This window comes from Microbispora sp. ZYX-F-249, from assembly GCF_039649665.1.
GTDB lineage: Bacteria > Actinomycetota > Actinomycetes > Streptosporangiales > Streptosporangiaceae > Microbispora > Microbispora maris.
The window spans coordinates 1-10,879 of sequence record NZ_JBDJAW010000049.1; the positions used below are offsets into that span (position 1 = coordinate 1).

The window sequence follows — 10,879 nt, forward strand, 5'->3', positions numbered from 1 at the left end:
CGACCTGGACCAACACCGCCCTGGTCCGCCGCCTCCCGATCCTCAAGTAACCCCACCGACTCCGGTGCCCACCCCCAGCCCCCTGGGGGTGGGCACCGGCATGTCCGGGATGCGGACCCGCCATCACGAAGGACCGCGCTTCCGGCGCGCCGGGGAACCTACTGCTCGCGGGGCAGGCCGGGCGGATTGACCAGGGATTCGGGGACGGCCTCGTTGGACAGACCCCACCGGGCGAGGACCTTGCCGTAGGCGCCGTCCTTGATGAGGGCGTTGAGGGCCTCGCTGATCGGTTTGGCCAGCCCGCTGCCCTTCTGCGTCATCGCGGCGATGAGCCCCTGGAGCGACGGGCCGGCGCCGGAGTAGGTACCGACGATCTTCGTGTCGCCGCTCACCGCGGCGTGGTACGCGGAGGTGGGATTGGGGGCGAAGTACGCCTGGATCCGGCCGGACTTCAGCGCGAGGTAGGTGTCGGCCGGCTGCTTGTAGTACTGGATCTGGGCGGGCTTCAGCCCGGCGGTGCGGTTCTGCTTGTCCCAGCCCAGCAGGATCTTCTCCTGGTTGGTGCCCGAGCCCACGGCAACGCTGAGGCCGGCGACGTCGGACGGCTTGGCGATCGAGGTGATCGTGCTGTCCTCCGGCACCTCCCAGGCCAGCTGGTCCAGGCGGTAGGTGGCGAAGTCGTAGATGTCCTTGCGCTCCTCGGTGACCGTGATGTTGGAGAAGCCGGCGGCGTACTTGCCGGACCGCACGGCGAGGAACAGGTTCTCCCACGAGGTGGCCTCGAAGCGCGGCTTGAGGCCGAGCACGTCGGCGACGAGGGAGGCGATGTCCTCCTCCACCCCGATCGGGGTGACGTTGTCGTCGGCGAGGAACGACAACGGCGGGTCGAACGTGGTGGTGCCGACCAGGAACTCCCCCTTGGCCCGGATCGCGGCGGGGACCTGTGCGGCGATCGCCTCGACCTTCGCGGCCCGGAACCGGTCCTGCTCCGGACTCGTGTTGATCTTCAGTACGCCGGCCGCGGCCGCGGGGGCGGCGTCGGTCACGGCCTCATCGGGGATCGTGCCGCAGGCGACGAGCAGCAGCAGGGCGGACAAGCCGAGCACGGACAACCGGGATGCGGATGACATGCGATTTCCTTGGAAGTCAGAGCACCTTGCTGAGGAAGGCGCGGGTACGGTCGTGCCTCGGCCGGTCGAGCACCTGCGGGGGCGGGCCCTGCTCGACGATCCGGCCGGCGTCCATGAAGACCACGGTGTCGGCGACCTCGCGCGCGAAGCCGATCTCGTGGGTCACGACGATCATGGTGGTGCCGCTGCGGGCGAGCGCCTTCATGACTTCCAGCACCTCTCCCACCAGCTCCGGGTCGAGTGCCGAGGTGGGCTCGTCGAACAGCACGACCTTGGGCCGCAGCGCCAGGGCCCGAGCGATCGCGACGCGTTGCTGCTGTCCCCCGGACAGCTGCCGCGGGTAGGCGCCGGCCTTGTCGGACAGGCCCACCTGCTCGAGCAGCTCGGCCGCCAGCGCCTCGGCCTCGTCGCGGGGGCGGCCCTGGGCCGAGACCGGGGCCTCGGTCACGTTCTGCCGGACGGTGAGGTGGGGGAAGAGGTTGAAGTTCTGGAAGACGAAGCCGATGTGGGTCCGCTGGCGCAGGATGTCGCGTTCCCGCAGCTCGTACAGACGGTCTCCGGAGCGCCGGTAGCCGATGAACTCGCCGTCGATGGTGACGTATCCGCGGTCGATCTTCTCGAGGTGGTTGATGCTGCGCAGCAGCGTCGACTTGCCCGACCCGGAAGGACCGATGACGACCGTCACCTCGCCGGGCCGGACCCGCAGGTCCACCCCGCGCAGGACCTCCAGCGGGCCGTAGCTCTTGTGGACGCCGCGCACGTCGACCATGGGCGTGCTCATCGCTGTCCGCCTCCGCTCGCGGCCAGGCGCCGGCGCCGGGCGGCCCGCCGTACGGTGAGGATCCGGCGCACCCGCTGCACCGGCGTGGGGGGCAGGGTCCGCGCGAGGCCCCGGCCGAACCTGCGTTCCACGTAGTACTGCGCGGCCGACAGGACCGTGGTGAGGACGAGGTACCAGATCGCGGCCACCAGCAGCATCGCGATCACCCGGCCGTTGCGGTTGTAGATCACCTGCACCTGGTAGAACAGCTCGGGCAGCGCCATGATGTAGACGACCGAGGTGCCCTTGACCAGGCCGATGATCTCGTTGCCTGCGGCCGGGACGATCGACCGCATGGCCTGCGGAAGCCGGATCCGCAGGATCTGCCTGGCCCTCGGGATGCCGAGCGCGGCGGCCGCCTCCAGCTGGCCCGGTTCCACCGACAGGAAGCCCCCGCGCACGATCTCCGCGGCGTACGCCGCCTGGTGCAGCGCCAGGCCGAGCGCGGCCGCCGTCACCGGTCCGATCAGCTCCATCGAGTCGACGGAGAAGAACGCGGGCCCGAACGGCACGCCGAACGAGATCCGCTTGTACAGCGCGGCGAGGTTGTACCAGAACAGCAGCTGCAAGATGAGCGGCACCGAGCGGAACAGCCACACGTAACCCCAGGCCACCGACGCGAGCAGCGGCACGCGGGACAGCCGCATCAGCGCGAGCACGGTTCCCAGCAGGAAGCCGAGCACGATGCCGAGCGCGGTCAGCTCGACGGTGAACAGCACCGCGTGCAGCACCGAGGGATGGAACAGGTACGCGCCGACGACCGGCCAGTCCCAGGCCGGGTTGGTGATCAACGCGTTGACCGCCATCGCCAGGAGCACCGCCACCGCGGCGCCGGCGAGCCAGCGTCCCGGGTGACGCGCCTTGACGACGGCCAGGGAGCCGGCGGACTCCGCCGTCTCCTCCTCGATCACGGCGGGGGCGGTCATCGTGCCTCCGCGGTGGCGAACGAACGGACGGTGTCGAGCACGTGGGGCGTGGGGGTCATGATCAGTCCTCCCGGCGACCGCGTCTGATCGCGGGTATCCGACATGTCCCTATCTTCAGCACAGGGATCGATATACCGTCAAGACCTACTTGTTTAGTAGGTAATGCTCTACGATCTCTCCGCAGGCGTACGAGCGACAGGAGGTCCGATGCCGAAGACGTACGCGATGACCCGATACGGCGGCCCCGAGACGGAGGCGCAGGCACGAGGAGAGCGCGCGGGCGCCGGCCACGGCGACAGGGCGCGGGGAGAGCCACGGTGAGCGACCGGCACCTGCTGGACAACCCCGTGTGGGCGTCGCTCACCGGGCCGCACGCGGGCTTCGCCGAACGGCACGGCAACGCGCTGCGCTACCCGGACGACGTCTCACCGTTCTTCGCGCTGCCCGGCGAGCCCGGCCCCGCGGACTGGGACGACCTCGCCGCCCTCGCCGGGCCCGGCGCGGTCGTCCCGGTCACCGGCGGCGCCCTCGCACCGCCGGACGGGTGGGAGGTGGTGGCGCGGGGCGCGGGCGTGCAGCTGACCGGCGACGACGTGATCCCGGCGCCGGACGAGGAGGCGGTCCGCCTGGGGCCGGCGGACGTGCCGGAGATGCTGGACCTCGTCGCGCGCACCCAGCCGGGCCCGTTCCGGCCGCGCACCGTCGAGATGGGCACCTACCTGGGCATCCGCCGTGGCGGCGCGCTGGTCGCGATGGCCGGGGAGCGGCTGCACCCGCCCGGATGGACGGAGATCAGCGCGGTCTGCACCGATCCGGCCCACCGCCGCCGGGGTCTGGCGTCGCGGCTCGTGCTGGCGGTCGCCGCCGGCATCCGCGCCCGCGGCGAGACCCCGTTCCTGCACGCCGCCGCGAGCAACACGTCCGCGATCCGGGTGTACGAGGGCCTCGGCTTCCGCCTCCGCCGCCGGACGACGTTCGCCACCGTCCGCGTGCCCGCCGACGTACCGGTCGCCTGAACGCCCACCGGCCCGCAGGCCGTCGCCTGCCACCTTCCTTGCCGCATTGGTGACGATTGACGACAAAACCCTATATCCCTACTGTATTAATAGGTTTCGCCGGGCCGAGCTATCAGGAGTCCCCGTGACCAAGCAGATCCATCTCGCCGCGCACTTCCCCGGCGTGAACAACACGACGGTCTGGTCCGACCCCGCGTCGGGCAGCCAGATCGACTTCGACTCGTTCCGCCACCTGGCCCAGACGGCCGAGCGCGGGAAGTTCGACTTCTTCTTCCTGGCCGAAGGACTGCGGCTCCGCGAGGCGAAGGGCCGCATCCACGACCTGGACGTGGTGGGACGCCCGGAGTCGCTCACGGTCCTGTCCGCCCTGGCCGCCGTCACCACCCACCTGGGGCTCGCCGCGACGGTCAACTCCACCTTCAACGAACCGTACGAGGTGGCGCGGCGGCTCGCCACGCTCGACCACCTGAGCGGCGGCCGGGCCGCGTGGAACGTGGTGACCAGCTTCGACGCCTTCACCGGGGAGAACTTCCGCCGGGGCGGCTTCCTGGCCGAGGCCGACCGCTACACCAGGGCGAAGGAGTTCCTGCGGACCGCCAGGGAGCTGTGGGACTCCTGGGCGCCCGACGCGGTGGCCGCGGACCGGGAGTCGGGGCGGTTCCTGCGGCCCGGCGGCGTCGTGCCCTTCCGGCACCGGGACCGGCACTTCGACATCGAGGGACTGTTCACCACGCCGCGAGGCCCGCAGGGCCACCCGGTCATCATCCAGGCCGGCGACTCCGACGAGGGCCGGGAGTTCGCCGCGTCGTCGGCTGACGTGATCTTTAGCAGGCACAGCAAGCTGGAGGAGGGCCGCGCCTTCTACCGGGACGTCAAGGGCAGGCTCGCCGCCCACGGACGGCGGCCCGAGGACCTCAAGATCCTCCCCGCGGTGACGTACGTGCTCGGCGACACCGAGGCCGAGGCCCGGGAACGGGCCGTCGAGATCCGGCGCGCGCAGGTCGGCCCGCAGACCGCGATCTACTTCCTGGAGGCCGTGTGGGGCCGCGACCTGTCGGGATACGACCCCGACGGCCCGCTGCCCGACATCGAGCCGAACCTGGACGAGGGCGTCACCAAGGGACACGCGGCGTTCCGCCGCGACCGGGGTGAGGTGGTGGCCAAGTGGCGCGCCCTCGCCGAGGAGAAGAACCTGTCGATCCGCGAGCTCGCCATCGAGGTCTCCGCGCCGCAGACCTTCATCGGCACGCCGCGCGCGGTGGCCGACGAGATCGACCACTTCGTGCAGACCGACGCGGCCGACGGCTTCATCTTCGTGCCGCACCTGACTCCCGGCGGTCTCGACGACCTGGTCGACAAGGTGGTTCCCCTGCTGCAGGAGAAGGGCGTGTTCCGGGCCGACTACACCGGGCCCACGCTCCGCGACCACCTCGGCCTCTCCCCCCGCACCCCGAACCGCACCGAGACTCCGCACCCCACCGAGACTCCGAACCGCACCGAGGAGATCTGATGACGCTGCATCTCGCCGTCGCGCTGGACGGGGCGGGCTGGCACCCGGCCGCGTGGCGGGCCGAGGACGCGCAGCCGGACCGGCTGTTCACCCCCGGCTACTGGGCCGATCTCGTCGCCGAGGCGGAGCGCGGCCTGCTCGACTTCGTCACCTTCGAAGACGCCCTCGGTCTCCAGTCCTCCCTCCTCAACGAGCCCGACGAACGCCTCGACCAGGTGCGCGGGCGGCTCGACGCGGTGCTGATCGCGTCGCGCGTGGCCCCGCTGACCTCGCGGATCGGCCTCGTCCCGACCACGAGCACGACCCACACCGAGCCGTTCCACGTCGCGATCGGCATCGCCTCGCTCGACCACATCAGCCGCGGCAGGGCCGGATGGCGGCCGCAGATCTCCGCCCGCCCCGACCAGGTCGCCCACTTCGGCCGCCGGGCGCCGTTCCCGCCGCAGGACTACTCCCCCGATCGGGATCCCGCCTTCCGCCGGCACGTGCGGGACCTGTTCGCCGAGGCCGCCGACGTGGTCGAGGTGGTCCGCCGGCTGTGGGACAGCTGGGAGGACGACGCCGAGATCCGCGACGTCGCGACCGGCCGTTTCATCGACCGCGACAAGCTGCACTACATCGACTTCCAGGGCGACCGGTTCAGCGTGAAGGGTCCCTCGATCACGCCGCGCTCCCCGCAGGGCCAGCCGCTGGTCACCTCACTCGCCCACGACACGGTGCCGTACGAGTTCACCGCGCAGGGGTCGGACGTCGTGTACGTCACGCCCCGCGACCGCGAGGACGCCACCGCGATCGTCGAGCGCGTGCGGGCGGCGGAGGCGGCCGTCGGGCGCACCGAGCCGCCGCTGCGGATCCTCGCCGACCTGGTGGTCTTCCTCGACGCCCGAGACGCGGCCGGCCGTAAGACGCGGCTGGACGACCTCGACGGCGCCGAGCTCGAGTCGGACGCCCGGATCTTCACCGGCACCCCCGGGGAGCTCGCCGCGCTACTGCTCGGCTGGCGCGACGCGGGGCTGGCCGGGTTCCGCCTCCGGCCGGGCGCGCTGCCCCACGACCTGGCCGCGATCACCCGCGGCCTGGTGCCCGAGCTGCAGGCGGCGGGCGCGTTCCGGACCGCGTACGACACGGGGGACCTGCGCGGACGGCTCGGCCTCGCCCGCCCCGCCAGCCGCTACGCCAAGGCGTCATGAGCGCCGCGTCCAGCGCGGGAAAGGCGCGAGGGGCCGCCGCGCCGGCGCGGACGGTCCACGCCACGAAGGAGGACGGCCGGTCGTGAAGTTCCTCGCGATGACACTCGGATTCCATCTGCCCCACCCGCTGACCGGCGAGCTGAAACCGGTCACCGAGCGGTTCCGCGAAATCGTGGCCGCCGCCGTCGTCGCCGAGGAGCTGGGCTTCGACGGGTTCGCCTTCGGCGAGCGGCACGAGCGGCCGTTCCTGTCCTCGGCCCCGCCCGTGGTGCTGAGCCACGTCGCGGCGCACACCAGCACGATCAGGCTGTTCACCGCGGTGACCACGCTGAGCCTGCTCGACCCGGTCCGCGCGTTCGAGGACTACTCGACCCTGGACCACCTGTCCGGCGGACGCCTGGAGCTGATCATCGGCAAGGGCAACGGGTCCGCCCAGGCGCAGCTGTTCCACGTGACCGACCAGGACCAGTGGGACCGCAACCGCGAGGGTTACGAGCTGTTCCGGCGGCTCTGGCGGGAGGACAGGGTGACCTGGTCGGGCCGCTTCCGCCCGTCCCTGACCGACGCCGAGGTGCTCCCCCGGCCGCTGCAGCGGCCCATCCGGATCTGGCACGGGAGCGCCACCAGCAGGGAGTCGGTGGAGCTCGCCGCCCGCTACGGCGATCCCCTGTTCTCGGCGAACGTGACCAACCCCGTCGAACCGTACGCGGAGCTGGTCGCCCACTACCGGGAGCGGTGGGAGCACCACGGCCACGACCCGGCCGACGCCCTGGTCGGGGCGGGCAGCGCCGGCTACTACGCCACCCCGAGGTCGCAGGACGCCGTCGAGACCTACCGGCCGATCTTCGACGCCCGGGTGGCGTTCCTGCGCAAGCAGGGGCTCGACCCGGTCTTCCCCACGCTGGAGGACGCCGTCGAGCGCGGCTCCCTCCTCGTCGGCAGCCCCCAGCAGATCATCGACAAGGTGCACCGCTACCACGAACGGCTGGGCCACGAGGTGATGCACGTGTCGGCGGAGGCCGACGGGCTGACCGGCGCGCAGCACCGGGCGTCGCTCGAACTGTTCCAGAGCGACATCGCCCCCGTCCTGCGCAAGGAGATCCCCAGCAGGCCGTTCCCCACCGGAGGTCCGTCATGACCCGCCTGTCCATCCTCGACCTCGCCCCCATCCCGTCCGGCGGCACCGCCGGGGACGCCCTGCGCAACACCGTCGACCTCGCCCGCCGGGCGGAGGACGCCGGATACCACCGCTACTGGCTGGCCGAGCACCACCTCACCCCCGGCGTGGCGAGCTCCGCGCCGGCGGTGCTCATCGGCGCGGTGGCCGCCGCCACCCGGCGGATCCGGGTCGGCTCCGGCGCGGTCCAGCTCGGGCACCAGACCCCGCTGACCGTCGTGGAGCAGTTCGGGACGCTCGACGCCCTGTATCCCGGCCGCATCGACCTGGGCATCGGCCGCTCCGGGCAGCGTGCGCGCGAACTGCGGGATGCGCCGCCCGAGCCGGCCGCCCCCGCGACGGCGCGGAGGGTCAAGGGCCTGCTGATCCCGCCGCCGTTCTCGTTCACCCCGGCCATCACCCAGGCGCCGATCTTCGCGCTGGCGCTGGCGCTGCTGCAGCAGCCGGGGGCCCAGAGCCCGGACTTCGCCGAGCAGGTCGACGACATCGTCGCATTCCTCTCCGGCACCTACCGCTCGGACGAGGGACACGAGGCGCACGCCCAGCCCGGGGAGGGCGCCGACCTGGAGCTGTGGGTCCTGGGCAGCAGCGGCGGCCAGAGCGCGCAGGTCGCGGCCGAGCGCGGGCTGCCGTTCGCGGCGAACTACCACGTGAGCCCGGCCACCGTGCTGGAGGCGGTGGACGCCTACCGCGACGCGTTCAAGCCCTCGCAGGCCTACCCCGCGCCGCACGTCATGGTGTCCGCCGACGTCCTGGTCGCCCCCACCGACGAGGAGGCCCGCCGCGTCGGCGAGCCGTACGGGCTGTGGGTGAGGAGCATCCGCACCGGCGCGGGGGCGATGAAGTACCCCTCTCCGGAGGAGGCGTCCGCGCACGAGTGGACCGAGGACGACAGGGCCCTCGTCGCGGACCGGCTGGACACCCGGTTCGCGGGCACGCCGGAGAAGGTGGTGGAGGGGCTGCGGGTGCTGAAGGAGGCCACCGGGGCCGACGAACTCCTCGTCACCACCATCGCGCACGACCACGCGGACCGCGTCCGGTCGCAGGACCTGCTCGCGCAGGCGTGGGCGGACGCCGGCCTCTGACGGACCGCCACCGCGACGAAGCCGGGCCGGCGCCGTGTCTGCGGCGCCGGCCCGGCCGGTCATCGGACCGCGTCAGTGAGCCCGCAGGGCCTTCAGCACGTCCGGCAGGGTGTGCGGGGCCGCCCGCAACTCCGGGGTCTGGGTGACGTGGAGTTCGACCGCGGTGACACCGGGATGGACGTACCGGGCGATGTGGGCCCGGCACTCCTCCGGCGAGCCGTGCACCCACAGCTCGTCCACCACCGAGTCCGGCAGCGCCTCGGCCGCCCCCCGCCGGTCCCCCGCGTCCCAGGCCGCCCGCGACGCCGCCAGCGCCTCGCCCCGGCCGAGCCAGTCGTGGAACGCCCGGTAGGGCGGCTGGTTGAGTATCCAGCCGAGGAAGGCCCGCCCGGCGGCCCTGGCGTGTGCGGCGTCCTCGGTGGGCGTCACGAAGATCTTGACGACGAGTTCCTGCCCCTCGCCGGGCGGGCCCGCGGCCTCGACGATCCTCGGCACCTCGTGAGCGGCGAGCACGTTGGTGATCGCGCCGTCTCCCTCGGCGAAGGCCAGCTTCAGCATGCCGGGCCGCAGCGCGCCGACGATGACCTTCGGCCGCACCGCGGGACGCCGCCGGAGCCCGAAGTCGATCGAGAAGGTCTCGTACGTCTCGGTGACGTGCTCGCCGTCGAAGACCCTGCGGAGGAACCGCAGCAGGTCGCGCACGTGCGCGTACGGCCGGCTGTGCGGGCGGCCGTTGAGCGCCGTGACGTGCGCGGGCACCGACGAGCCGATGCCGAGCAGCACCTCGGCCTGGCCGAGCTCGGCCATCGAGGCGGCGGTCTGGGCGAGCACGCCGGGGCCCCGGGTCTGGGCGGGCAGCACCCCGGTGCCCGCCCGCAGCCCCGGCGACCAGGCCAGCGCGGCGGTCAGCGCGGTGAGGCCGTCGTAGCCGCCGCCCTCGCCGGTCCACACGTCGCGGTACCCCAGCGAGGGCAGCGCCTCGACGATCTCCCTGTGCCGGTGCAGTCCGAGTCCCGGCAGGGGGAGGGTGACCCCCCAGGACACCTCTGTCACGCGTGCTCCCCCGCGAGCGCCTCGCGTCCGTGCGGCTCGTCCCAGTCGGCCTCGTGCGGCTCGACCGCGATCCGCACCGGCCCATCACCGAGGTGGGCGGGCCTGGCGGTGAGCCGGAACGCGGCGAAGTCGGTGGTCTCGCGGAACGCGGGGATCCCGTAGAGGTCGCGGGCGTACGCCCAGAGGTGCCGGAAGGCGGTCAGCGGGCGTTCGGTGATCCCGGCGAGCGGATTGTGCAGCAGGTCGTATCTGACCAGGAACACCCACAGCTGCACGTCGGACTCGGTGAGGCGGTCCCCGAACAGGTACCGCCGGCCGGCCAGGCGGGCGTCGAGGCGGTCCAGCGCGGCGGCGACCCCGGCGCGCCGCCGCTCGTAGTCCTCCTGGGTGGCGGCCCTGGCGACCAGGTGCACGCCCTGGCCGAGGTCGCGTGCGATCTCCTCGTCCAGGGCCTCGATCTCCTCGCGCAGGTCCTCGGGGTAGAGGTCCTCGGTGGCCCACTCGGCGAACGCGGTGCCGAGGTCGGCGGGGATCCGGGCGAAGTCGTTGCTGACGATCCGCTTCGTCCGCCGGTCCCACAGCACCGGCACCGAGAGGTGACCGGGATATCCGGGCTCGGTGGCGTCGTACGCCTCGGCGAGGAGCGTGAAGCCGTTGACCGGGTCGGGACCGCGCCGCTCCCGGAACGCCCAGCCGCGCGCGTCGCGGTCGTCGTCGACGTAGGACACCGACACGACGTCCCGCAGTCCGGCCAGGTCGCGCACGATGACGGCGCGCTGCGCCCACGGGCACGTGTACGAGGCGTAGAGGTGGTAGCGGCCGGGCTCGGCGGGGTGGCCGCCGAAGCCGTCGGCGGTGATCCGGCCCCGGAAGGGATAGAGGGGTCCCGGCCGGTCGGTCCTGCCCGGCCCGTACGGACCGTGGGCGGCGACGTCGGCGGGACTCGCGTACGCGGGCGTCTGGGTGGTCATG

General features: G+C 72.7%; 10 protein-coding genes. 5 read left to right on the forward strand and 5 right to left on the reverse strand.

From position 1 onward, the window contains the following. Positions 1–158: 158 nt before the first annotated feature. The 3 genes from AAH991_RS35050 to AAH991_RS35060 are packed head-to-tail and all read right to left on the reverse strand — an operon-like array spanning position 159 to position 2,876. Entirely contained in the window at positions 159–1,130 is a 972-nt protein-coding gene (locus tag AAH991_RS35050; RefSeq protein ID WP_346230233.1) for an ABC transporter substrate-binding protein, read from the reverse strand. A gap of 16 nt (positions 1,131–1,146) precedes the next feature. Further along, positions 1,147–1,911, reverse strand: a complete 765-nt coding sequence (locus AAH991_RS35055) for an amino acid ABC transporter ATP-binding protein (protein ID WP_346230234.1) — start codon at positions 1,909–1,911, stop codon at positions 1,147–1,149. Then, positions 1,908–2,876 carry an amino acid ABC transporter permease gene (locus AAH991_RS35060; RefSeq protein ID WP_346230235.1) on the reverse strand — a complete coding sequence of 323 codons (969 nt, stop codon included), beginning with the start codon at positions 2,874–2,876 and terminating at the stop codon, positions 1,908–1,910. Before AAH991_RS35060 ends, AAH991_RS35055 begins: the two co-directional genes overlap by 4 nt. Positions 2,877–3,193: 317 nt before the next feature. Here AAH991_RS35060 and AAH991_RS35065 point away from each other — a divergent pair, with 317 nt between their 5' ends. The 5 genes from AAH991_RS35065 (at position 3,194) to AAH991_RS35085 (ending at position 8,854) form a co-directional block, all read left to right on the forward strand. After that, entirely contained in the window at positions 3,194–3,892 is a 699-nt protein-coding gene (locus AAH991_RS35065) for a GNAT family N-acetyltransferase (RefSeq protein ID WP_346230236.1), read from the forward strand. A 124-nt stretch (positions 3,893–4,016) separates the two neighbouring features. After that, positions 4,017–5,402, forward strand: a complete 1,386-nt coding sequence (locus AAH991_RS35070) for an NtaA/DmoA family FMN-dependent monooxygenase (RefSeq protein ID WP_346230237.1) — start codon at positions 4,017–4,019, stop codon at positions 5,400–5,402. Next, positions 5,402–6,592 carry an LLM class flavin-dependent oxidoreductase gene (locus AAH991_RS35075; RefSeq protein WP_346230238.1) on the forward strand — a complete coding sequence of 397 codons (1,191 nt, stop codon included), beginning with the start codon at positions 5,402–5,404 and terminating at the stop codon, positions 6,590–6,592. Before AAH991_RS35070 ends, AAH991_RS35075 begins: the two co-directional genes overlap by 1 nt. An 82-nt stretch (positions 6,593–6,674) precedes the next feature. After that, entirely contained in the window at positions 6,675–7,730 is a 1,056-nt protein-coding gene (locus AAH991_RS35080; protein ID WP_346230239.1) for an LLM class flavin-dependent oxidoreductase, read from the forward strand. Next, complete coding sequence (locus AAH991_RS35085; RefSeq protein ID WP_346230240.1) at positions 7,727–8,854, forward strand: LLM class flavin-dependent oxidoreductase; 1,128 nt, start codon at positions 7,727–7,729, stop codon at positions 8,852–8,854. Before AAH991_RS35080 ends, AAH991_RS35085 begins: the two co-directional genes overlap by 4 nt. A 72-nt stretch (positions 8,855–8,926) precedes the next feature. Here the strand turns inward: AAH991_RS35085 and AAH991_RS35090 are convergent, their stop codons facing one another. Together AAH991_RS35090 and AAH991_RS35095 are read right to left on the reverse strand one after the other, a co-directional pair. Further along, positions 8,927–9,907: an LLM class F420-dependent oxidoreductase gene (locus tag AAH991_RS35090; RefSeq protein WP_346230241.1), complete on the reverse strand. Its 981-nt coding sequence runs from the start codon at positions 9,905–9,907 to the stop codon at positions 8,927–8,929. Beyond that, positions 9,904–10,878: a glutathione S-transferase C-terminal domain-containing protein gene (locus AAH991_RS35095; RefSeq protein ID WP_346230242.1), complete on the reverse strand. Its 975-nt coding sequence runs from the start codon at positions 10,876–10,878 to the stop codon at positions 9,904–9,906. The genes AAH991_RS35090 and AAH991_RS35095 overlap by 4 nt, the downstream gene beginning before the upstream one ends. Position 10,879: the final 1 nt, after the last annotated feature.